The sequence below is a fragment of the Akkermansia sp. NBRC 115031 genome (genome assembly GCF_030268505.1).
GTDB classification, from domain to species: domain Bacteria; phylum Verrucomicrobiota; class Verrucomicrobiia; order Verrucomicrobiales; family Akkermansiaceae; genus Akkermansia; species Akkermansia massiliensis.
Genome location: NZ_BSQU01000006.1, coordinates 165,074 through 186,026, shown reverse-complemented (window position 1 = coordinate 186,026; position 20,953 = coordinate 165,074). Strand labels below are relative to the sequence as shown.

Annotated in this window: 23 protein-coding genes; 17 read left to right on the top strand and 6 right to left on the bottom strand. The window is 60.2% G+C overall.

The features are described 5' to 3' along the window. Nucleotides 1-4: 4 nt before the first annotated feature. Entirely contained in the window at nt 5-1,306 is a 1,302-nt protein-coding gene (locus QSJ36_RS09585; protein ID WP_146019228.1) for a PDZ domain-containing protein, read from the bottom strand. A gap of 141 nt (nt 1,307-1,447) precedes the next feature. Here QSJ36_RS09585 and QSJ36_RS09580 point away from each other — a divergent pair, with 141 nt between their 5' ends. From QSJ36_RS09580 to QSJ36_RS09540, 9 genes are all read left to right on the top strand, one after another. Next, entirely contained in the window at nt 1,448-2,734 is a 1,287-nt protein-coding gene (locus QSJ36_RS09580) for a serpin family protein (RefSeq protein WP_102726818.1), read from the top strand. A gap of 64 nt (nt 2,735-2,798) precedes the next feature. Beyond that, nucleotides 2,799-3,194: a Minf_1886 family protein gene (locus QSJ36_RS09575; RefSeq protein ID WP_022397477.1), complete on the top strand. Its 396-nt coding sequence runs from the start codon at nt 2,799-2,801 to the stop codon at nt 3,192-3,194. A 14-nt stretch (nt 3,195-3,208) separates the two neighbouring features. Beyond that, entirely contained in the window at nt 3,209-4,264 is a 1,056-nt protein-coding gene (locus tag QSJ36_RS09570; protein ID WP_102726817.1) for an agmatine deiminase family protein, read from the top strand. Continuing rightward, nucleotides 4,261-5,853: an FAD-dependent oxidoreductase gene (locus QSJ36_RS09565; protein ID WP_285468505.1), complete on the top strand. Its 1,593-nt coding sequence runs from the start codon at nt 4,261-4,263 to the stop codon at nt 5,851-5,853. Before QSJ36_RS09570 ends, QSJ36_RS09565 begins: the two co-directional genes overlap by 4 nt. 177 nt (nt 5,854-6,030) lie before the next feature. Next, nucleotides 6,031-6,636, top strand: coding sequence for a hypothetical protein (locus QSJ36_RS09560; protein WP_022397474.1), 606 nt, complete (start codon nt 6,031-6,033; stop codon nt 6,634-6,636). A 236-nt stretch (nt 6,637-6,872) separates the two neighbouring features. Further along, on the top strand, nt 6,873-7,442 hold the full coding sequence (locus QSJ36_RS09555) for a hypothetical protein (RefSeq protein ID WP_146021208.1): 570 nt from the start codon (nt 6,873-6,875) through the stop codon (nt 7,440-7,442). A gap of 201 nt (nt 7,443-7,643) precedes the next feature. Continuing rightward, on the top strand, nt 7,644-8,240 hold the full coding sequence (locus QSJ36_RS09550; protein WP_285468501.1) for a hypothetical protein: 597 nt from the start codon (nt 7,644-7,646) through the stop codon (nt 8,238-8,240). Between the two features lie 170 nt (nt 8,241-8,410). Then, the gene (locus tag QSJ36_RS09545; RefSeq protein ID WP_285468499.1) at nt 8,411-9,034 is read left to right on the top strand and encodes a hypothetical protein; all 624 of its coding nucleotides are present in this window, start codon (nt 8,411-8,413) and stop codon (nt 9,032-9,034) included. Further along, complete coding sequence (locus QSJ36_RS09540; protein ID WP_285468498.1) at nt 9,031-9,663, top strand: hypothetical protein; 633 nt, start codon at nt 9,031-9,033, stop codon at nt 9,661-9,663. The genes QSJ36_RS09545 and QSJ36_RS09540 overlap by 4 nt, the downstream gene beginning before the upstream one ends. Before the next feature lie 31 nt (nt 9,664-9,694). Here QSJ36_RS09540 and QSJ36_RS09535 read toward each other — a convergent pair whose 3' ends face one another. Beyond that, a complete protein-coding gene (locus QSJ36_RS09535; RefSeq protein ID WP_180972907.1) occupies nt 9,695-9,853 on the bottom strand; it encodes a hypothetical protein in 159 nt (52 codons plus the stop codon). A 157-nt stretch (nt 9,854-10,010) separates the two neighbouring features. On the opposite strand from QSJ36_RS09535, the gene QSJ36_RS09530 reads away from it, so the two are divergent. The 8 genes from QSJ36_RS09530 to QSJ36_RS09495 all read left to right on the top strand — a co-directional run bounded on the left by QSJ36_RS09530 (nt 10,011) and on the right by QSJ36_RS09495 (nt 16,589). Beyond that, nucleotides 10,011-10,304: a hypothetical protein gene (locus QSJ36_RS09530; RefSeq protein WP_285468497.1), complete on the top strand. Its 294-nt coding sequence runs from the start codon at nt 10,011-10,013 to the stop codon at nt 10,302-10,304. Nucleotides 10,305-10,429: 125 nt separating this feature from the next. Continuing rightward, nucleotides 10,430-10,963 carry a hypothetical protein gene (locus tag QSJ36_RS09525; RefSeq protein WP_285468496.1) on the top strand — a complete coding sequence of 178 codons (534 nt, stop codon included), beginning with the start codon at nt 10,430-10,432 and terminating at the stop codon, nt 10,961-10,963. Nucleotides 10,964-11,187: 224 nt separating this feature from the next. Continuing rightward, entirely contained in the window at nt 11,188-11,598 is a 411-nt protein-coding gene (locus QSJ36_RS09520; protein WP_285468494.1) for an AIR carboxylase family protein, read from the top strand. A gap of 21 nt (nt 11,599-11,619) precedes the next feature. Beyond that, nucleotides 11,620-12,156: a bifunctional pyr operon transcriptional regulator/uracil phosphoribosyltransferase PyrR gene (pyrR, locus tag QSJ36_RS09515; protein ID WP_102721084.1), complete on the top strand. Its 537-nt coding sequence runs from the start codon at nt 11,620-11,622 to the stop codon at nt 12,154-12,156. 28 nt (nt 12,157-12,184) lie between these two features. Continuing rightward, nucleotides 12,185-13,111 carry an aspartate carbamoyltransferase catalytic subunit gene (locus QSJ36_RS09510; RefSeq protein WP_022397465.1) on the top strand — a complete coding sequence of 309 codons (927 nt, stop codon included), beginning with the start codon at nt 12,185-12,187 and terminating at the stop codon, nt 13,109-13,111. A gap of 6 nt (nt 13,112-13,117) precedes the next feature. Next, a complete protein-coding gene (locus QSJ36_RS09505) occupies nt 13,118-14,392 on the top strand; it encodes a dihydroorotase (protein ID WP_146017937.1) in 1,275 nt (424 codons plus the stop codon). A 39-nt stretch (nt 14,393-14,431) separates the two neighbouring features. Beyond that, nucleotides 14,432-15,109, top strand: a complete 678-nt coding sequence (tsaA, locus tag QSJ36_RS09500) for a tRNA (N6-threonylcarbamoyladenosine(37)-N6)-methyltransferase TrmO (protein WP_285468490.1) — start codon at nt 14,432-14,434, stop codon at nt 15,107-15,109. 340 nt (nt 15,110-15,449) lie between these two features. Further along, a complete protein-coding gene (locus QSJ36_RS09495) occupies nt 15,450-16,589 on the top strand; it encodes a serine hydrolase domain-containing protein (protein ID WP_285468489.1) in 1,140 nt (379 codons plus the stop codon). Nucleotides 16,590-16,676: 87 nt separating this feature from the next. On the opposite strand, the gene QSJ36_RS09490 is transcribed toward QSJ36_RS09495, so the two are convergent. From QSJ36_RS09490 to QSJ36_RS09475, 4 genes are all read right to left on the bottom strand, one after another. Beyond that, entirely contained in the window at nt 16,677-17,081 is a 405-nt protein-coding gene (locus tag QSJ36_RS09490; protein ID WP_285468487.1) for an SH3 domain-containing protein, read from the bottom strand. Nucleotides 17,082-17,455: 374 nt separating this feature from the next. After that, nucleotides 17,456-18,820, bottom strand: coding sequence for an efflux transporter outer membrane subunit (locus QSJ36_RS09485; RefSeq protein ID WP_180971523.1), 1,365 nt, complete (start codon nt 18,818-18,820; stop codon nt 17,456-17,458). Between the two features lie 30 nt (nt 18,821-18,850). Next, the gene (locus QSJ36_RS09480; RefSeq protein ID WP_022396970.1) at nt 18,851-20,215 is read right to left on the bottom strand and encodes an ABC transporter permease; all 1,365 of its coding nucleotides are present in this window, start codon (nt 20,213-20,215) and stop codon (nt 18,851-18,853) included. Further along, nucleotides 20,212-20,916, bottom strand: coding sequence for an ABC transporter ATP-binding protein (locus tag QSJ36_RS09475; RefSeq protein ID WP_022396971.1), 705 nt, complete (start codon nt 20,914-20,916; stop codon nt 20,212-20,214). Before QSJ36_RS09475 ends, QSJ36_RS09480 begins: the two co-directional genes overlap by 4 nt. Nucleotides 20,917-20,953: the final 37 nt, after the last annotated feature.

Genomic DNA, 20,953 nt, shown 5'->3' with positions numbered 1-20,953 from the left:
TGGCTCAGGCCGCGGGGGTCTTGTCCGTTTTCCCGTCAGGCGCGAGGGCGGCCTCCTCTGGAGTTTCCGTCGCGGCGGGCGCAGGCTGCTGGTCTCCCGCGGCATCCTGGGGCTGTTCCTTTTCCTCCTGCTGCTTGACGTGGTTTTCAAACTCCTGCTCCGTAATGGCCTGGGGCGTGGGGTAATAATCCCCGGCAGGGGGCGCGGCCGGAACTTCCCAGTGAATGCGCACCAGTCTGTTCCTGCGCTGGACCACAACGCTTGCCTGTGCCCCCCGCTGGGTGGTGACATATTCTACGAGGTCCGGATACGGATTCTTTCTCCCATTGATGGAAACGAGCACGTCCCCCGTTCTGAGGCCGGCGTCCCACGCGGGCGACCATTCGGCCACGTAAGCCTTCATGGGGCCGTTCCCGTTGCGGTCCTGGATGAAGGTGCCCCCCATCAGGTTGAAGGAGGAGGGCGCGGGCATCCGGTGGCTGGTGGAGCTGAAATAAAGGGCGTTCCCCGGGCCGTCCAGCCAGAACTGGCGCGCGGCCAGCGCGCCGTAGCCCAGGATGATGTCGATGTCGTCGGGAATGCCCATCACTTCCGGATTGGCGAAGCTTTCGCAGAGCAGGATGTTCTTCAATTCCAGGGGGCCGAGCTGGAAGGAGCTCACGTGCATGCATTCATGGGCGTAAAAGCCGCCCGCGGCGGGGCTGTAGCCGGAATAAACGCTGACGAACGCGTCCGGGTAGGCCTGCTTGATGGCGTTCCAGCGTTTCTTGGAGATGTAGACGGCATGGGGCGCGCCCGTATCCAGAATGATGCGCCGGCCGTGCTTGTCCGCAATCTGCGGGTAGTCGGAACCGGGTATCAGGGAAAGCTTGTGCCAGCTCCGTATTTTGGAGGGCAGTTTGTTGAAAAAGCGGTGGGAGCGTTTGGGATAGTTGATGTTCCACACGTACTTCCGGATGCACTCCCAGCCCAGCAGTCCGTCATACGGCGCCTGGTCCACCATCACCACGTCCTGCTTCCGGGAAATGGGTTCTCCGTCATCCTTCAGGGAAACGGGCACATTGGCCGTGCGCATGGCGCCCCTGCCGCGCAGGCGGGCGCCGATGGATTCCACCGCGGGGGAGAAAAGCAGGGACGTCTGGACCGCTCCTGTGTCCACCCCCATCATCAATTGCGTTCCGGAGCTCCACGCCAGGGCCACGGGGGTGCCGTCCAGCGGGTTGGCCGCGTCAATGGGCGGAGAACTGCTGTCCTGGATAGGCCGGTGCGATACGCAGGAAACGCACAGCATGGTTGCCAGAAGCATGATGGAGGGACGAAACATAAAGCATTCCATTCATAACAAACGGACCAGAGGCTGGCAAGGTTTCCTTCCTGCTTATGGAGCTTTTTGGCGGCATCAGTCCGTAAAACTTGCCACGATGTATCTATCTGATAAGGTAGAAGCATGATATTCAGGACTTTGGCATATGTGTTTCTTCTGGGCTCCGTGTCATGGGCGGATATTCCGCCTGCTCCGTCTCCCGGTGTTTCCGCTCCTCCGGAGCTGCGCCTGTTCCGGGCATGCATGGAGAAAAGCGGCGGCAGTGTCATGATTTCCCCTTTTTCCCTGTATGAAGTTCTCCGTTACATGCTTCCGGGAGCGGCGGGGGAAACGGAGAAGCAGATGGCGGCCGTATTGCCCGGAGACGGAAAAATCAGGAGGGACTGGACTTTTCTGTCTGGTGATTTTTCGCGCTCGCTGCGCTGTTATTCCGCCAACCGCATTTTTGCAGACCGGTCCGTGGAGTTGAAAGACGCCTATAAAAAGGCCGTGGGGCCGGATGCCGTGGCTCAGGCGCCCTTCCGGGAAAACATGGCGGAAGCCGTGCGGCAGGTGAACGCTTGGGCGGCAACGAATACGGGAAACCGCATCAGGAATCTTCTGAATCCGCAGCGGATGAGTGACCGGACGGTGCTTGTGCTGGTGAACGCCATGTATTTGAGGGCGTTCTGGGACAGTAAATTTGAAGGGCGGGACACCGCGCTGCGGACCTTTGTCCGGGAGGACGGCGCTGCCTGCCAGGTGCCCATGATGAAGCAGCAGGTATTCACGGAGGGGAGGTCATGGCCCCGGCAGGGAGGAATGTATTATGAAAAGGACGGCGTGCGGGGGGCAAGCCTGTTCTTTACGGGAGGGAAGGGCGCGCCCGTTTTCATGGCCGTTCTTCCTCCGGAGGGGAGGAAGATGAAGCAATTCATTGACGGGATGACCGCAGAGGAATGGAACGGCATCCTGTCCTCCCTGTCCGCCCGGGATGCCGCGGAGGAAACGCGGAAGCCCGGCGGAAAGCCCCTGGAGCAATATTCCAGATACCATCTGCGGCTGCCGCGTTTCTCCCAGTCTTCCCCCACGCTTTCCCTGAAAAAGGCCCTGGAGGCGCTGGGAATGAAGGACGCGTTTACCGGCCGCGCCGATTTTTCACGGATGGGGAACTGCGCGCCGGAGCCGTTGAAAATCCATGGCGTGTACCAGAAATGCGCGGTCAGAGTGCGGGAGGAAGGGCTGGATGCGTCCGCTTCCACTGCCGGGGAGATGGATCCATTTGCCGGCGCTCCTCCCCGCGGCAGGGGGCCGGAGATCGAATTCAACCGTCCTTTCCTGTGGCTCATTTACAGCCCAGAGGACCGGGCCGTGCTATTCATGGGAACTTATGAAGGGCCGGAATGCGGGAAAAAGGAAGGAAAGCCGTGAAGTTTGCGCGCTCCCAAAAATCTTGATTTTCACAGGGGCCCGTATAGGGTAGGGGTGAGCCGTTATGACCACCCCTACGTTTGAAGATGCCGTGAGCCGCATTGTGCGGAAGGATCCCCGTTTTGCGGAACGGGCGTATTCCTTTCTGAAAGATGCGCTGGATTTCACCATGCAGCGCATTGAAGAGCAGGAAAACGGCTCCCAGCGGCATGTCAGCGGGCAGGAATTGCTGGAAGGCTTCCGGGATTACGCCCTCGCCCAGTTCGGCCCCATGGCCTCCACCGTATTAAAGGAATGGGGGCTGAGAAACGGGAAAAATGTGGGAGAGATGGTTTTCCTGCTGATTGAGGAGGATGTGTTTTCCAAGCAGCCGGAGGATTCCCTGGACGATTTCAAGGGGTTCATGAGTTTCCGCAAGGCCTTTGAAGAGCCTTACGAATTCCAGGAGCAGCCCAGTTGACCCCCCGTACCGCCATGAGCAAGGAACCCGATGTACGCTGGCCCGCTGAATGGGAACCGCAGGACGCCGTCTGGCTCTCCTGGCCCCACCGCAGGGATTTGTGGCAGGGCGGCCTGGATGAATTGCAGCAGACCTACGGGCGCGTAGCCGCCGCCATTGCCCCGCATGCCCGCGTGTGCGTGAATGCCGCGGAACCCCTTCATCCGGGCATCAGGCAGGCGATGCAGGCCGCCGGGGTGCGGGAGGACCAGTACCGCCTGTTCAATCATCCAGCCAACGATGTCTGGTGCCGGGACCACGGCCCCGTCTTCGTGCAGGGCGTGGAGGACGGCTCCCTGATGCTGGCGGACTGGCAATTTAACGCCTGGGGCGGCAAATTTGCTCCGTGGGACCTGGACAACGGCATTCCCTCCCTGATCGGCGCTTCCCTGGGGCTTCCCGTGCGCAGCTCCTCCATGGTTCTGGAAGGGGGCGCGATTGAAGGCAACGGGGACGGCCTGCTGGTGACGACGGAATCCGTGCTGCTGAATCCCAACCGCAACCCGGAATGGAGCCGCGCCATGATTGAGGAGGAATTGCGGCGCATGCTGGGCGCCAGGTCCATTTTCTGGCTCGGTTCCGGCATTGAGGGGGATGATACGGACGGGCACATTGACGACATGGTGCGCTTTGTGTGCCGGGATGCCGTGGTCTCCATCGTGGAGACGGACTCATCCTCCCCCCATTACCGCGCCCTGGCGGAAAATAATGAACGCCTGCAGGATTTGAGGGGCGTGGACGGTTCCGGCGTGGAGGTGATTCCCCTCCCGATGCCGGACCCCCTCCATGCGGAGGACTGGCGGCTGGACCAGCTCCCGGCCAGTTACGCCAATTTCCTCATCGTGAATGAAGCCGTCATCGTTCCCGTGTTCAACCAGCCCCGGAATGACGACCGCGCCCTGGGCATTCTGCGGGAATGCTTCAGCGGAAAACAGGTAGTCGGCGTGGACGCCCGCAAGCTGGTGCTGGAAGGCGGAGCCATCCACTGCATCACGCAGCAGCAGCCTGGGCCGAGGAAGGAGGCCCCATGAACGGAGAGGAAGGCGTAACGGTGGATGTGATTCTGCCGATGGAGAAGGCCGGCGACGACCGCGCGCGCCGCGCCGCCGTGGCGGAAAAGCTGGGCATTTCCCCCTCCCGCATCAGGGAATTGCGGCTGGTGAAGGAATCCATTGACTCCCGACAGAAAAACATTTTGTTCCAGCTCCGTCTGCTGGCGGGGGTGGACGGCCCTCTGCCTCCGGAAGAACCTCTTTCCCGGGACTATCCTCCCGTCAGGCCCGGCGCCCCGGTGGCGCTGATTGTGGGATTCGGACCTGCCGGAATGTTCGCCGCGCTCCGCTGCCTGGAGCTGGGGATGAAACCCGTGGTTCTGGAACGGGGGAAGGACGTCTCCTCCCGCCGGTTTGACCTGGCCCCCATCCTGCGGCAGGGCACCGTGATGGAGGATTCCAATTACTGCTTTGGGGAAGGCGGCGCGGGCACGTTCTCGGACGGCAAGCTGTTTACGCGCGCGACCAAGCGCGGCCCCGTGCGGGAGGTTTATGAAATTTTCGTGGCCCACGGCGCGCCGCGGGAAATCCTGACGGACGCCCATCCGCACATCGGCTCCAACCTGCTGCCCAACGTCGTGAAAGCCATCCGGGAATCCATCCTGAGCGCGGGCGGGGAAATCCATTTCAACGCGCGGGTGGAGCATTTGCTCCGTTCCGCGGACGGCCGCCGCATACGCGGCGCGGTCTGTGCGGATGGCCGGGAATTTGCGGCGGACGCCGTTCTGCTGGCTACCGGGCACAGCGCGCGGGACGTGTACCGCATGATGCTGGCGGAGGGGCTGGCCCTGGAACAGAAGCCCTTTGCCGTGGGCGTGCGCATTGAACATCCCCAGGCGTTCGTGGATGCCCGCCAGTACCATCTGCGCCCGGACCGGAAACGCCCGGAACAGCTTCCGGCGGCGCGCTATTCCGTGACGACCACCATTCGGGACCGCGGCGTCCACTCCTTCTGCATGTGCCCCGGAGGCTTCATTGTTCCCGCCGCTACGGAAAATGACGAGGTGGTGGTCAACGGCATGTCCCTGGCCCGGCGGGATTCCCCGTTTGCCAACGCCGGCTTTGTGGTCAGCGTGCATCCGGAAGATACGGAATCCTTCCGCAGGGAGCACGGCGTGCTGGCGGGCGTGGCGTACCAGAAGGCGCTGGAGACCGCTTCCAGCCGCGCCGGGGGAGGCATGCAGAAGGCCCCAGCCCAGAAAGTGGAGGATTTCCTGAACGGGCGCGTTTCCTCCTCCCTGCTTCCCACCAGCTACCACCCCGGCATTACATCCCACCCCCTGCATGAACTGCTTCCGGGGGAAATCGTCTGGCGCATGCGGGAAGGGCTGCGGCAGTTTGACCATAAATGGCGCGGTTTTGCCGGGGCCTCCGCCCAGCTCATCGGCTGCGAGACGCGCACCAGTTCCCCCGTGCGCATTCCGCGGGACCCCGCCACGCTGGAGCATCCCGGGCTGGAAGGGCTGTATCCCTGCGGGGAAGGGGCCGGGTATGCCGGCGGCATTGTTTCCGCCGCCCTGGACGGCCGCCGCTGCGCGGAGGCCATGGCGCGGCAGATGTTCCGTTGAGGGATGCGGCACTCCGTGAATCCCTTTTCAAGCTTTGCCGTGCAAATTCCGGCATTCCCGCCGTTGGCCTTGTAAAAACAGCCTTTCGTTCCGGAAATGATTGGGGCGTGCAAGACGGTAGGGAAGCGGCTGGAGGAACGGTATTGCCGGAATGCATGTTTGTGGTATGGTGTCTTCATGGGTAAGATGGTTCGTTTTCTGATCGTTTTAAGTTTATCGGGAATGGCGGCCGCCCAGGATATTGCTCCTCCCGCCGTGCCGGACTTGAACCGGGATACGGAGGAAGGAAGGGTGCGGGAAAGGAATCGTAAAGAAATTCGGAGCTTTCTTGCCCAGTTGTGCCTTGTCCGGAACCTTCCTTCCTTTGAAGTAATAATCAGAGGCGGCAACGGACTGGCTACGGAATTTTATCAGGTAATCCTGGAGGAATTCCCGGAAAATGCCCTGAAACGCTGTCCTGCGGATTTTCAGGAACTGGTCGTTGTAAAAAAGAGCAAGATACAGGAATTCCTGGACGGGCTTGAAAAGAATATTGTCTGGCCTTACGTGGCGGATGAAGAAGTGGCCGCCTTGCTGTTCAAGTACGGCTTGAAGGATGAAGAGGAACGGATTGCACGCTGGGTAACTTCCAGGCTGGGTTTCAGGAAAAGTGACACCCCCGCGTTTAAAGCCCGGCGCATCCGTGAACTGAAAGAGGAGATGGAGGCCGGGAAAGTCGTGGTTCCCGAAAATATTGGCGAGGCTGAGGAAATGGAGGACGGGGAGGTGATGGAAGATGTTTGAGAAGAAAGCCGTTATCTTCCGTTTTGCCTCCTGCCCGGTGGCGGAATCTGCCCCTGGTGGAGCGAACGTGCGGAAAGCCGTGGAAGGGATGGATTGCTTTCCGCGGCTCCCATTCCGCAACGTGGAGGTTTTAAGTTTTCCCGGTGAAGACGTCCCGGAAACGTAAAATATTAAAGGAACAAGGGATTACCGCAGATTTCGAACGATCGGGAAGCCCCGCTGTCCAAAAGTAAACCATGAGAATGCCCCTGAACTTTTTATTGCTGTGCCCCGTGCTGTTTGCGCTGTCCGGTGCCGCCCAGGATGTCGGGGCGCCCGGAATGCCGAATGTGGATTTGGAAACGCCTTCCGGGCAGAAGCTGGCGGCGGAGAAGGCGACTATCCGCAAATTCTTCGTGCTGCTTTATTTAGCCGTTCTCCTGCCGGTCGTGGAAAACCAGGGCGAGGTATTCAGGGAAAAGGACCTTTATCCCCTGATACTGGCGGCTTTTCCTGAACAGGAATTGAAGGAATGCCCGCAAAAGCTCCAAAAGCTGATGAATGCCAGGGTTCAGGCTCTGAAAGAGGCGGCGGACGGAAAAAGGGATTTGCAGTCCGAGCCGTTTAATCCGGAAGACCCGGAGGTTCTGGCCTTTCTGGCGGAATACGGCATGGAGGACATGTGCCGCCAGGCCTTGAACTGGATGGAGCGGGAAGTCAACGCCCGCGGCAACATGGACCAGGACTCGTTTGCCCAAGCGTTCAAGCAATTTCGCGATCATGTCCGTTCAGGGCGCCTCGTCATGCCGGAGACGGTGGAGGAATAAGTCCGGTAGTTGTTCCGCTCCGGCGTTTTTCCGGAAGAAAGGGCAAGCCTGTTGCGGCGGATGCCCGGAATCCACGGCATCCGGCGTGTGGGCGGCTGTGCGGGAAGGTCCATGAATGGGAAAAGAAGCGGCCCCGCTACGGAATGGCGGAAAACTTATTGCCCGCGGACGGTCCCGTGGTATGCTGTGAATATGGCTGGCATGAGTCGCTTTTTATTGATTGGTTTATTGTTATGCGGGGCGTTCCCTCTTTTCTCCCGTGCTCAGGATATTGCTTCACCGGGAATGCCTGTCGTTGATTTGGATTCCGAGACCGGGAAAAAAATTCAGGAGGAGCGTGCCGCCATATGCGGTTTTATGGTTGTACTGGTTTTGAATCAGATGATTTTAATGCTGGAAGAGGATCCTGCGGAGAAAATGGATCTGCAAAAGAGAATAAAACATTTTTGGGAGTTCATTCCCATGAACGCGCTTGCCCGGTGTCCGGAAGATTTCAGATGCGCAGTACGGCAATGGAAGGATACGTGTGAGAAAAAGATGGAGGAGTCTGGAGCCGTTCCCAGAGACTTGGAGATGGGTGCGTGGGAAGACGTACGCCTGCTGATGGAAAAATACATGGTGCAGGAGGCGATACAGCCGGTGATGGGTTGGATGATGAAGAAGGCGGGTATTTCTGCTCTGGAGATGGAGGATGGCGCCGGCAAAAAGGAAATGCTCAAACGTCTTAAAGGAATCAAGGAAAAGCTGGAATCCGGAGAAGTGGTTATTCCTGCGGAAATCATGCAGAAGCAGGAGTGATAGAAGCTGGGCGGCGAGAGGAGGAAGAGCAGTTTTTACCGGGCAGCCCCCCCTCGTTGCCTTCAGGGCGTTTGCTGTGGTTGCTGCGGACCTGCCTGTCTGGTTTTCCGCAGTAGCGGACAGGGAGAATAATGTTGACCGCATGTGAAGGGCTCCTGTAACGTGGTTTCATGTTAAGTCTGTTCCGGCGGGTGATGGTTTCTGCATTCCTGACGGCGTTCCCCGCCATGTCCCAGGATGTGGCGGCGCCTTCCATGGCGAACGTGGATTTGGAGACGGAGGAAGGGAAGGCCCTGGAACGATATCAGCAAGCCATTGACCGGGTGGAAATGCTGGGATGCGTTCTGGGAACGATGATAAGGCTGGAGATGAAAGGCCGGGAGACACGGGAAATCGTGGCCGCCATGATTGTTCGCATGAACTCTGCGCCGCCTCCCCGGATGCTGGAGTTGTGCCCGCCTGATTACCGGAAAACCTTTGAGGCGTGCGGGGAAGAATCCGCCAGACTGCTGGACAGGATGAAGACGGAAAAAATGGATGATGAACAATTCGACAAGGTTTTTAAGGAATATTGCAACCGATGCAATGAAATGAATGCTCCCATGATGGAAAAATACCGTTTGAGGGAACGCAGTTCTCTTTTTTTCCGGATGCTGGAAAGCAAGGTGATAGGATTGAACAGGGAGGAGCGCATGAAGGCGCTTCAACGAATGAAGGACGACCTGATTGCCGGAAAGCTGAAAATTCCAGGGGAAAATGAAGGAATGGAAGAAGAAACCGGATTGATAAGATGATGCTGAATGTAGTTTTCTGTGCAGTTCTGGCATGGGCATGCTGGCTGGGAATGGTGCGGGGGCAGGATGTTGCTTTTACGCAGGAACCGTCCGTGCGGGAGGCGCAGAGTGCGGAGGAAAAACTGTTCAGGGACCGGGACGCCATTATCCGGCTCATGATGTGGAGCATGCTGTATCTGGAGAAAAGGGCGCCGCTGCTGGACCGGATGCCGATGGAGGGCGTGCACCGCGCTTTTTTGGAATCGTACATAGCCGTTCCCGTCAGACTGGTGGAGGAATGTCCCCCGGATTACCGCAAGGTGTTTTGGCTGGTGGATGCCATGAGCAAGGCCTTTCTTCAGCGTATGGAAAAAGAGAAGCTGGCGGGAAAGGAATTGATCCGGGAGTACGGCGTTTATGTTAAGGCATGCAATGAATTGCTGCTTCCCGTCGTTTCCCGGTATCCGCTTTCCGAAAGGTTTCAGCAGGTGGACCGGGAGCTCAGAAGGCAGATGAAAGCGGCCACAGACCGGGAAGCGCTCATCACGGCCCTGATGGAGCAGATGGAGGATGTGGAACGCAGTCTTCCTCCTCCGGAAAGAGAAGGGGCTGTCTCTCCGGAGAAAAAGTGTGGGGAGAAGGAGGAATAAGGATGGACTTTATCCCCGGCAGATGCTCTTATCAACTAATGATCAAGCTGATTTTAGCCGCAGGCTTGGCGGGCTGCTGCCTGGGAATGGCGCAGGGGCAGGATGTGGCGTCACCCTCCATGCCGAATGTGGACGGGTACCGGCAGACGCCGGAATTTGCCCGGGAACGTGCCGCCGTTGCCAGGTACATGTTTTTCTGGACCTTGTGCGGGCGGATTGCCATCCTGGAATCTGATATTAAGGGAAATGTTAATGCGGGGCTGCTTTGCAAGCGGCTGCTGAACCTGCTTCCTGAAAATATTTCAGCCGGGTGTCCGGAGATGTTCCGGAAAGAATGGATGGAGCATGTGGAAAAAATAAAAGCCGCGTTGAATGAAAATCCCGAATGGATGGAGACGCCGCAAGGGAAAAAGGAATGTGCTGCGATAGAGGCTGTGATGAAACGCCTGGATGAGCGGTATGGAATAGAACGAGCGATTTATTTGTCCAATGAATGGCTTGATAAGCGGTTGGAGACCGGGAAAAGGAATGATGCCCCTGAAATATTCCTGAAGGATTTGCTCCGGTTGAAGAAGGACTTTGAGTCCGGGAAACTGGCTGTTCCTGTGGAGTTTATATCCCAAGAGAGGAAGGAAGGATGAGAAGGCTGAGCTTGTTGCTGTTTCCGGTGCGGGAAAGAAAAAAGGTTTTCACCGCTGAAAAGGCGATGAAATTATTCAAATGGTTTTCCCTGGCGGGTATGGCATGGGGATGCGGTTGTGGCGTATTGAGCGGACAGGACGTTGTGGAACCGCTCATGCCGAATGTGGATTTGGAAGTGCAGCAGTTCAGGAAAGCCCGCGCGGCTATCCTCAAGTACCGTGTCATGCTTGAATTGTGCTGTGAAATTATTTCCCTGGAACGGGGAACTCCGTCCGGTGACAGGAGTAAAAGCATGTTTGACCTCATGCCGGAACGGTTTGAGGCGGAATGTCCGCCTGATTTCCGGGAGTCGTATATTGACGTCCTGAAGATGGTGGATGAATACTGGAAGGGAGATTTTTCCCGGAAAGACATATCCGTTGTGCAGAATCTCATGGCCAGTCTGGACGAGGCCAGGGAACGGTTTGACCATCAATATGATTTGGGTCGCTCCATGAATGCGTTGATTGACTGGCTGGACTGTGGGACGATGAAGAGGGAGGGGGAAAGCGCCCCTGACCTTTTGAAGCGCCTTTACCAGTGGAAAAAGGACCTTGAGTCAGGCAAGGCGGTTATTCCGGAGGATGCCGGAGACCCTTCCGGAAGCTCCGGGCAGTGAAGACGCGGAACAGGGGAAGAGGCGGTTTCACAGGCAGACCATGAAAGAGATAGATGAAATGGGGGAAAAGGCGTGTGCCCGGTGAGGCCGTTCCGGAGTTTTTGCGCCTCCGTCCGGGCATCCTTCACGCCCGCGGCCCTCGCCGTTTTTTTTGAAGGTTAAGTCTTGCCAGGGCAGGGGGCTTGGGGCCATAATCTGCAAGTTTCACAACCGCACACACAGCCATGAAAGTCATCGTCATCTACGGCAGCCCGAATGATAAGCCCTTTATGGAACCCGCCCGCGAGTATTTTGCGCAGGAGAATGTTCCGTATGAAGAAACCGTCCTGTCCGCCCACCGCGACCTCTCGGAGCTGGTCAAGTTCCTGGGTGAGCTGGAAGCCAGCGGGGAAAAGGCCGTCATTCTGGCTGTGGCCGGGCTGTCCGCCGCCCTTCCCGGCGTGGTGGTGATGAGCTGCTCCCTTCCGGTCATCGGCGTGCCCGTTCCCGGAGGCCCCCTGAACGGCATTGACGCCCTGCTGGCGATCGCCCAGTGCCCGGGCGGAGTGCCCTGCACCACGGTGGGCCTGCACAAGAAGACCCCCGTCAACGCCGCCATGGCCGCCCACCGCATCCTGAAGCTGGCCGGCCTGTAACGTTCACTCCTTTCCCATCAGATGACTCCTCCTCCGTCACAGGAAATCGTGTTGGACGGCCCGGGGATTTCCCGTGCGCTGGAGCGCATGGCCCACGGCATCGTGGCCCGCTTTCCCGGGGAACCGCTCGCCATCGTCGGCCTGCTCAGCCAGGGGGACGTCATCGCCCGGAGGCTGGTGGACAAGGTGAAGGAGCTGGGCGTGGAAGCCCAGTACGGCGCCATTGACATTTCCCTGTACCGGGATGATATTTTCAAGCTGGAGGCCCGCCCCTCCCTCCGTTCCTCCAACCTGCCGTTTTCCACGGATGACATGAGGGTGGTGCTGGTGGACGACGTCCTCTACACGGGCCGCACCGTGCGCGCGGCCCTGAACGCCCTCTTCGACTACGGCCGCCCGGCCCGCATTGAACTGGCGTGCCTGATTGACCGCGGAGGGCGGGAAGTGCCCATTCAGCCGGATTACACGGGCCATGTGCTGGACCACGCCGGAGCCAAGGTCATCGTGAGCATGAAGGAGGCCGACGGCGAGGACCGCGTAATCATCTCCTCCCACTAGACACTTTTCAATCCATTACCCGTTTTCCATGAATCCCCGCAAGGACCTTCTCAACATCTCCTCGTTGACTGACGAGGAAATTCATACGCTGCTGGATTCGGCCGGTCCGATGAAGGAGCTCTTCACTAAAAGCGTCAAAAAGGTGCCTGCCCTGAAAGGGAAGTCCGTTTTGACGCTTTTTTATGAGCCCAGCACCCGCACCCGCTCCTCCTTTGAGGTGGCGGCGGAACGCCTGTCCGCGGACGTGACCAACTTCACGGTGTCCACCTCTTCCGTGGTGAAGGGGGAATCCGTGCAGGACACGATCGCCACGCTCCAGGCCATGAAGGTGGATTACGTGATCGTGCGCCATTACAACAGCGGCCTGCCGAACGTGATTGCGCGCCATACCTGCGCCAGCGTGATCAACGCCGGGGACGGGGCCCATGCCCATCCTTCCCAGGCGCTGCTGGACTCCTTCACCATCCGGGAGGTGTTTCCGGAGGTAAGGGGCAAGCGCGTGCTCATCGTGGGGGACATCCTGCATTCCCGCGTGGCCCGCTCCACCTCCCTGCTGATGAAGAGGCTGGGGATGGAAGTGGCCTACCTGGGGCCGGGCTCCCTGGTGCCGCGCACGGAGCACTCCGGCATCCCGCGCTTTTCCGATTTCAATGAGGCGTTCGCCTGGAAGCCGGACGTGATTTACCTGCTGCGCGTGCAGAAGGAGCGGCAGGACGCCCCCTTCTTCCCCAGCGCCCGGGAATACAACAAGATTTACGGCGTCACGGAAGAACGCCTGAAGCGCATTTCAGATGAAGGCCTGTATATCATGCACCCCGGCCCGGTCAACCGCGGCGTGGAAATCTGCGACCTGGCGATGGATTATGAGCGCTGCCTGATCAACCGGCAGGTGGAAAACGGCATCGCCTGCCGCATGTCCATCCTTTACCATCTCACCCCGCAAACCCAGCACTGATTGCTCATGAAAACTTCCGTACTTATTCGCAATGCCCGGACGGCGGACGGTTCCGCTCCGGTGGATCTTCTGGTTTCCGGAGGGGTAATCGCCGCAAAGGCCCCCGCCGGGACGCTCCCGGAGGATGCCGCAGAAAAGGTGCTGGACGCCTCCGGAAAGCTGGTTCTGCCCGGCCTGTTTGACCTTCACGCCCACCTGTGCCAGCCCGGACGGGAAGACAAGGAGCGCGTGGCCACGGCTACCGCGGCGGCCCTGCATGGCGGCGTGACCGGCCTGATGGCCATGCCGGATACCGATCCCGTGATGGACAATGCCGCCCAGATCACCACGTTCATGGAAATATGCCGCACGGACGCGCTGGTGGAGGTCATCCCCTCCGGCTGCCTGACCAAGGGGGACGGCGGGGAAGAGCAGGCCTCCTATGACTCCCTGCGCGCCAAGGGCGTGCGCTTCATCACGGACGGGGACCGCGCGCCGGACAACATGCTGCTGCTGTACCGCGCCATGCAGTACGCCAGCAACCTGAACCTCACCTTCGCCCTGCGGGGGGACGTGCCGTCCCTGACGGCCAAGGCCACCATGCACCCGGGCACCACCTCCTACCGCCTGGGGCTGACGGGCTCTCCCTCCTGCGCGGAGGAAATAGGCATGGAAACCATCATCCGCCTTTCCGTGGAGACGGGCAACTCCCTGCACGTCCAGACCGTTTCCACCGCCGGCAGCGTGGACATCCTGCGCCGCTGCAAACCGGTGACCGCCGGGCTGAGCGCGGAAACGGCGCTCCACCACCTTCTCTTCACGCATGAAGACGTGGGCCGCTACGATACCAGCTACAAGACGCTCCCGCCCCTGCGCGGGCAGTCGGACGTGGACGCCCTGATCGCCGCGGTGAATGACGGCACCATTGACTGCATCGTCTCCGACCACACGCCCTGCACCCCGTTCTCCAAGCTTCAGGACTTCGTCGTCGCGCCGCAGGGAATGATTGCGCTGGATACGTTCCTGCCCGCCATTTACCAGTATCTGGTGGAACCCGGGAAAATGTCCTGGCAGACGGTGGCGCGCGCCTGCAGTGACGCTCCCCGCAGGCTCATGGGGCTGGCTCCCGTTTCTTTGGAAGAAGGCGCTCCGGCCAATCTGGTGGTGTTTGACCCGGAGGGTGAAACGCCCGTCACGGATGAAACGCTCCGCAGCCGCGCCCGGAACACCCCTTTCCTGGGCAAAACCCTGAAAGGGAAGGTGGAAGCCGTAGTGCTCGGTGAAGAACTTCACAGTTTTTAACGTTCACTGTTAACTATTAATTATTAACTGTTCATTTGCTTGCATCCTGTCGCCCGCGTCAGCACGTGTTATCCGGACAAGTTCGGCGTACCGCGCCAGAGCGGGCTGGTTCCGGGTGCGCGTGCGCGGCTGGTATTTGAGCCGCCGTTCCGTCATCCGGATGCCGTCCGCGGCCTGGAAGGGTTTTCCCACCTGTGGCTGATCTGGGTATTCAGTGAAAACGTAAACGAGGGATGGAGCCCTATGGTCCGGCCTCCGCGGCTGGGGGGCAACGTGCGCATGGGCGTGTTCGCCACGCGCGCGCCGTTCCGTCCCAACCCCATCGGCCTGTCCGCCGTCAGGCTGGAAAAGGTGGAACTGCACCCGCAGGATGGCCCGGTGCTGCACCTTTCCGGCGTGGACCTGGTGGACGGCACGCCCATTCTGGACATCAAGCCATATGTTCCGCTGGCGGACTGCATTCCGGAGGCTTCGGAAGGATTTACGGCTGTTCCCTATGAACGGCTGGACGTGGAAATCCCCGCCGTTCTTGGCTGCACCATGACCCCGGAGGAACGGAAAGCGCTGGCGGATACGCTGGCCCTGGACCCGCGCCCGCAGTACCAGGACGATCCGGAACGGGTTTACGGCCTCCTGTTTTCCGGCTGGGAGGTGAAATTCAGGGTGGAAGGCAGCCGGCTGCTGGTGCTGGCCCTTCATGAAATCAAAGCTGGGTGAAGTACGGCGCGGGAGGCATGATGCGAGCAGCATGCCATCGCTGGAAGGGGGAAATCGTATGGAAAACTGCTTCTTCTCCCGTGTCTGATGCGCTTTTTCTTTTGCCTGCAACTCCTCTCCCTTGATGCCGGAGTGGCTGGCCCCGGAGGACTCAGGAGGCTGCGCCAGGAGGAAGTGGAAGATGCAAGGTACCGGAAAACTTTCCTTCTGCCGCGTTCTATGGGCTCCCGCCCTCTGTTTCAGGGGTCTTTTTCAAGGCAGGGCCGGGGCTTGCTTTACATGACCGGGGGGAGTAACCTTCCGCCCGGACTTCGGAGGTAGCGCCGGGGTGTTTAAGGGGATGAACAATGACCGTCAGATAGTTGAAGCGTTTGAAAGGAACTTCCGTGACTACGGGGAACTGGGCGCCTCCGTTTCCGTCTGGAAGGACGGAAAGGAAATCGTTTCCCTTCATTCCGGGTTTGCCGTAGCGGATGAAACGCGCCCGTGGACGGAACACTCGCTGGTGCCCGTTTACTCCGCTACCAAGGGAGCCTCTTCCGCCGCCCTGCTGCTGGCCCTGCACCGGCAGGGAGCCTCACCGCAGATGAGCATGGGGGAACTGTGGCCGGAATTCCCGCTGCCTTACGCATCCATCGCGCAGATGATGTCCCACCAGTGCGGCCTGGCGGCCTTTTCCCGGACGGCCAGCGTGTTTGACCATGAGGACTGCGTGCGCGCCCTGGAGGAAACCGTTCCGGCGTGGCGGCCCCCGGAGCACGGCTACCATCCGCATACCTACGGCGTGATGCTGGATGAACTCATGCTGCGCCTGACCGGGGAACGCCTGTGGCGTTACTGGGAGGAATACATCCGTACGCCGCTGGACCTGGACTTTTACATCCGCCTGCCGGAATCCGAATTCAGCCGGGTGGCGACCTTGTACCCCGGCAAGATGGACATGTCCAACATGGGCACGCCGTTTTATCAGGAATACATGAAGAAGGGAACGCCCGTGAACCGCGCGTTCAACACCCTGACAGGCCTGAACAGCGTGCGCCAGATGAACACGCCGGAAGCGTGGACGTCCGGAGCCCCGGCATTCGGTGGCGTGGCCTCCGCCCGCGGCATGGCGCAATTCTACCAGGCCTGCCTGGGGCTGGATGAACTACGGATATTCCCGTCCGCCGTGCGCGGCTGGATGCGGGACATCGTCATTGACGGCCCGGACCTGACCCTGAAAACGCCCACTGCCTTTTCCTGCGGCTTCATGCACGATCCCGCGGATCCCGTCACGGGCCGCAAGCTACGCCGCCTGTTCGGTTCCGGCGGCTTCGGGCACGCCGGGGCGGGCGGCTCCCACGCCTTTGCGGACCCGGTCCGCGGCCTCTCCTTCGGCTACGCGATGAACCGCATGGACCTGAACGTGCTGCCCGGCGTGAAGACCCGGAACCTTATCAGCGCAGTGATGAAGGAAATGGAGGAGAGGCCGGGGGCCTGACTTTTCTCCCGGAAAGAACCGGAGGGCGGAGGAAGAAAAACCGTTCTTCCTGAGTAGGAGGGAGATTTTCCGTATGCGCCGTCTCTTTCAAGTACGGTTGTTTTCGGGAGCCTGCGCCGCTCCTTCTCCAATGGTCTCATTGGGTATCCAGCCTTCCTCCCGGTCACTTGTTCTCCGGACCCACGTCCACCCGTTCAGCGTCCTGATCTTGAGGATATCTTCCCCCGGGTCTACGTCCAATTCCCTGGCGCTGTAATCTTCCAGCACCGTTCCCCGCGTTCCGTCTCCCGGAAAGTCAATCAATTGAACGGGAACCCAGCCTCCTGTCCCTTTACTGTTTTCCGCCCATATCCAGTCTTTCCAGTTTTCCTCCGGAGCTCTTTCCCCCAGCGTAACGCTTTCCCCCTTTTTCAATTTGATGGGATGTTCATATTCCGTCCTGTGTGAAGCTATCGTTTTAAAGATTACCTGGGGGGCGCCGTTTGTTTTCATGTGGTGATGATTTTCCGTTTTCAGTGAGATGGCCTCTGTTGGAACCCGTGTGCCGGATTCCGGTTCGGTTCTCCCCTATCCTGCCTGTAGTCCCGTCATCCTTCAATCCTGTATTGAAGCTCCGCCGCCGGGAACGGGTCATCATGCCCGGGAGGCCTGTGCAATTATTGGTGATCGGAAGAAAGTATGGACCCTATTTCCCCGGATCCCGGGCGCTCCGTACTTCCGCGGCGTTCCATGGCATCTCCCGGCAGGTAAAAAAACTTCTCCCTGCGCCATCCGTCATGGAGGAGCGCAGGGAGAAGAAGTGTTTTAAAGATGAAGAAGCCGCTGTTTTAACGGAGAAAGCGCGTCCGGCTCCGGAAAGCCGTCTTTTACCACCCTCCGCCCAGGGCGCGGGCGAGCTGGACGACGGCCTTGCGGATGTTCTGCTTCATGGTGACCAGGGATTCCTCCGAGCTGAGCCAGGAGCGCTGCGCGGTGATGACGTTCAGGAAGTCCGTCTGGCCGTTGATGTACAGGGTGCGGGAGAGCAGGAAGGCCTCTCTATTGGCGTTGTTTTCCTTGTGCAGGTATTGCATCTGGGAGGTGTAGTTGCCGTAGGCGATCAGGGCGTCCTCCACCTCGGAGACGGCGGTGATGAGCGTCTTGCGGTAGGTTTCCGCGGCTTGTTCCGCCGCGGCTTTCTGGGCGCGCACCGTGGCTCTCAGGGCTCCGCCCTGGAACAGGGGCTGGAGCAGGTTGCCGCCCAGGGACCACGCGTTGTTGTTTTCCCGGAAGAGCTGGCCGAAGTCCCCGCCGCGGCTGGAGAGGGATCCCGTCAGGCTGAAGCGGGGGTACAGGTCCGCCACGGCTACGCCTACGTTGGCTACGGCCACGTGCAGGTCCGCTTCAGCGGCGATGACGTCGGGCCTGCGCCGCAGGAGTTCGGAGGGGAGGCCGACCGGCACGACGGGCGTTTTTTCAAAGACGGAGGCTTTGGGGAGCGTCAGCTCCACGCGGGAGTTGTACGTGCCCAGCAGCACGGAGAGCTGGTTTTTGGCGGAGGCCACCTGTGCTTCCAGCGCCGGGATGCGGCTTTCCGTGGAGGCGACGGTGGAGGTGGCCTGTTCCACGTCCAGGCGGGGGGCGAATTCCGATTTGTAGCGTTTTTCCGCAATGGTGAGGGTGTTGCGTTGGATTTCCAGCTGTTCCCGGGCGATGCGGAGCTGTTCGCAGGCGGTGATCCAGTCAAAGTAGGCCGTGGCGACGTCCGCCAGCAGGGCCGTGCGCACGGCGCCCGCGGAGGCTTCCGTAGACATGAGGGAGGCGCGGTAGGCCTCAATGGAACGCCGGTTGCCGCCGAAGAGGTCCAGCTCCCAGGAGGTGGACGCCCCCAGGGTGAAGTCCTGGGAGGTGGAGCTGCGGAAGCCCCGGTCCGGGGACAGGCTCCAGCCGGCGCTGGCGTCTGCGGAGGGCAGCAGGGAGGCCTGGGAGACGCGGAGCCTTTCCCTGGCTTCCCGGATGCGGAGCAGGGCCGCCTTCATGTCCGGATTGTTGTTGAGGGAGGTGGAGACCAGGCGGTTGAGCTGGGGGTCCCCGAAGATGTTCCACCAGGAGCGCAGGTCCTTGTCAGAGCTGCGGGGGGGCCTGCTCTCCGCCCAGGCGGCGGGGAGGTCGTTGGCCGGCGGCCGGAAGTCCGGGCCTACCATGCAGGAGCTCAGGCAGCATGCGGCCAGGAGAGGGAGATGTTTGAACATGGATGACATGGGAAAGGAAGAAGTAAAGTGTTATTCGTGTCGCAGGGCGTCGATGGGGTCCATCTTGGACGCCTTCCAGGACGGGTACCATCCGAAGGCCAGGCCGATGAACACGGAGACGCCCACCGCCAGGGCCATGGCTTCCGGGGAGGAGGCGGTGGCCCAGTTCATGGTGCGGCTGACGATGATGGAGATGGCCTTGCCGAGCGCGATGCCCAGCGCGCCGCCCACCACGCAGAGCAGAACCGCTTCCAGCAGGAACTGGCGCATGATGTCCTGCGGACGGGCGCCCACCGCCATGCGCAGGCCGATTTCCTTGGTGCGCTCCGTGACGGAGACGAGCATGATGTTCATGATGCCCACGCCGCCTACGACCAGGGAGATCATGGCCACGATCATCAGCAGGTTGGTCATTACCTCCGTGGTGCTGCTCATGGCGCGGGACATTTCAGCCATGTCCCATACCCGGAAGTCGTCCAGCTGGCCGTCCTTGAGGTTGTGCTTGGCGCGGATGACTTCCGTGATCTGGTCGATCGCCTCGGAGGATCGCTCCGGGTCCGCAATCTGCGCCATGATGGAGTCAATGTTGTTGAAGCGCCGCGGGTGGGGGGCGTCCGTGTAGGGCTGGTCCGTGGTTTCCGTGTAGTAATCCACGGAATTGGCGGTGTATTTATCCGCCCGGTTGAAGGTGGTGGTGGATTTGCCAGAGGAAGTGGAGGCGGAACCGCCGCCCAGGCCCTGGAGGCGGTAGCGGATGCTCGTCCAGGGCAGGATGATGGAGTCGTCCTGGTCGCGGCCCATCATGTTGGCGCCCTTTTTCTGGAGGATGCCGATGACCTTGAACATGACGTTCTTGATGCGGATGTCCTTGCCCAGCGGGTCTTCATCCCCGAAGAGCTCCCTGGCTACCGTCTGGCCGATGACGCACACGCGCCTGGCCTGCTCCACGTCTTCCTCGGAGAAGGGCTGGCCGCGGTCCATGTCATACCAGCTCTTGATTTTCAGGTATTCCACGGAACCGCCTTCCACGGTTTCCGGGCTCCAGTTCTTGTTGCCGTAAATGACCTGGCCGCTGGCGCGCACTACGGGCGTGGCGCGCAGGACCATGGGGCAGTCCTTCGCGATGGCCTCGCAGTCCGCGTTGGTCAGGGAGGCCCGGCCGCCTGCGCCGGTATTGACGCCGCTCTTGGAGATGGCGCCGGGGCGGATGTTCAGCGTATCCGCCCCCATGGAGGCGATGGTGTTTTTAATCTGGAGCGTGGACCCCTGGCCGATTTCCACCATGGCGATCACCGCTGCAATGCCGATGATGATGCCCAGGATGGTGAGCGCCGCGCGCATGGGGTTGCGCACCAGGGCCTTGATGCAGGTTTTAAGGAGAGGAAGGAATTTCATACGTCGTCCTTGCTTAGCGTGTCGGAAATCCCTTCGCAGATGAGGCCGTCCGCCATGTTGATGGCCCGGTCCGTGAAGGCGGCTATTTTGGGGTCGTGCGTCACCAGGATGACCGTGATTCCCTGGCGGCGGTTCAGGTCCTTGAACATGTGCAGCACTTCCTTGGAGGTGGTGGAGTCCAGGTTCCCCGTGGGTTCGTCCGCCAGCAGGATGCTGGGGTTGTTGATGAGGGAGCGGGCGATGGCTACGCGCTGCTGCTGGCCGCCGGAGAGCTGGGCCGGGGTGTGGTCCATGCGATCGGAAAGGCCCACCAGGTTCAGCAGCTCCACCGAACGTTCGCGCATGGCTTTCATGCTGAGGGTGGGGTGGGCGTACACGGCGGGCATCATCACGTTTTCCAGGGCGGTGGTGCGGGAGAGCAGGTTGAAGTTCTGGAAGACGAAGCCGATGCGCTTGTTCCGGAGCGTGGCGCGCTCTGCGGCGTTGAATTTGGCTACGTCTTCCCCGGCGATGTAGTAATGGCCGGAGGTGGGGCGGTCCAGGCAGCCCAGGATGTTCATCAAGGTGGACTTTCCGGAACCGGAAGCCCCCGTGAGGGAGACGAATTCCCCCTCCTTGATGTCCAGGGTGATGCCCTTGAGCACTTGAAGGTCTATTTCCCCCAGGTGGTACACCTTGGTTATGTCACGTAAGCGGATCACGTTGTTGTAGTGCTTGAAGCGGTAAAAAGGAATGGTT

What these genes read in the sequence shown, in the direction of transcription:
- pyrR (WP_102721084.1), top strand. Translation starts at nt 11,620, where the DNA reads ATGACTCCTCCTCCGTCACAGGAAATCGTGTTGGACGGCCCGGGGATT.
- QSJ36_RS09570 (WP_102726817.1), top strand. Translation starts at nt 3,209, where the DNA reads ATGAGCAAGGAACCCGATGTACGCTGGCCCGCTGAATGGGAACCGCAG.
- QSJ36_RS09535 (WP_180972907.1), bottom strand. Translation starts at nt 9,853, where the DNA reads ATGTACCTGGCAACGGCGGCACGTTCCCGGGCAAATTCCGGCGTCTGC.
- QSJ36_RS09560 (WP_022397474.1), top strand. Translation starts at nt 6,031, where the DNA reads ATGGGTAAGATGGTTCGTTTTCTGATCGTTTTAAGTTTATCGGGAATG.
- QSJ36_RS09495 (WP_285468489.1), top strand. Translation starts at nt 15,450, where the DNA reads ATGAACAATGACCGTCAGATAGTTGAAGCGTTTGAAAGGAACTTCCGT.
- QSJ36_RS09555 (WP_146021208.1), top strand. Translation starts at nt 6,873, where the DNA reads ATGAGAATGCCCCTGAACTTTTTATTGCTGTGCCCCGTGCTGTTTGCG.
- QSJ36_RS09505 (WP_146017937.1), top strand. Translation starts at nt 13,118, where the DNA reads ATGAAAACTTCCGTACTTATTCGCAATGCCCGGACGGCGGACGGTTCC.
- QSJ36_RS09575 (WP_022397477.1), top strand. Translation starts at nt 2,799, where the DNA reads ATGACCACCCCTACGTTTGAAGATGCCGTGAGCCGCATTGTGCGGAAG.
- QSJ36_RS09580 (WP_102726818.1), top strand. Translation starts at nt 1,448, where the DNA reads ATGATATTCAGGACTTTGGCATATGTGTTTCTTCTGGGCTCCGTGTCA.
- QSJ36_RS09540 (WP_285468498.1), top strand. Translation starts at nt 9,031, where the DNA reads ATGATGCTGAATGTAGTTTTCTGTGCAGTTCTGGCATGGGCATGCTGG.
- QSJ36_RS09510 (WP_022397465.1), top strand. Translation starts at nt 12,185, where the DNA reads ATGAATCCCCGCAAGGACCTTCTCAACATCTCCTCGTTGACTGACGAG.
- QSJ36_RS09490 (WP_285468487.1), bottom strand. Translation starts at nt 17,081, where the DNA reads ATGAAAACAAACGGCGCCCCCCAGGTAATCTTTAAAACGATAGCTTCA.
- QSJ36_RS09520 (WP_285468494.1), top strand. Translation starts at nt 11,188, where the DNA reads ATGAAAGTCATCGTCATCTACGGCAGCCCGAATGATAAGCCCTTTATG.
- QSJ36_RS09485 (WP_180971523.1), bottom strand. Translation starts at nt 18,820, where the DNA reads ATGTTCAAACATCTCCCTCTCCTGGCCGCATGCTGCCTGAGCTCCTGC.
- QSJ36_RS09480 (WP_022396970.1), bottom strand. Translation starts at nt 20,215, where the DNA reads ATGAAATTCCTTCCTCTCCTTAAAACCTGCATCAAGGCCCTGGTGCGC.
- QSJ36_RS09585 (WP_146019228.1), bottom strand. Translation starts at nt 1,306, where the DNA reads ATGCTTCTGGCAACCATGCTGTGCGTTTCCTGCGTATCGCACCGGCCT.
- QSJ36_RS09565 (WP_285468505.1), top strand. Translation starts at nt 4,261, where the DNA reads ATGAACGGAGAGGAAGGCGTAACGGTGGATGTGATTCTGCCGATGGAG.
- QSJ36_RS09545 (WP_285468499.1), top strand. Translation starts at nt 8,411, where the DNA reads ATGTTAAGTCTGTTCCGGCGGGTGATGGTTTCTGCATTCCTGACGGCG.
- QSJ36_RS09550 (WP_285468501.1), top strand. Translation starts at nt 7,644, where the DNA reads ATGAGTCGCTTTTTATTGATTGGTTTATTGTTATGCGGGGCGTTCCCT.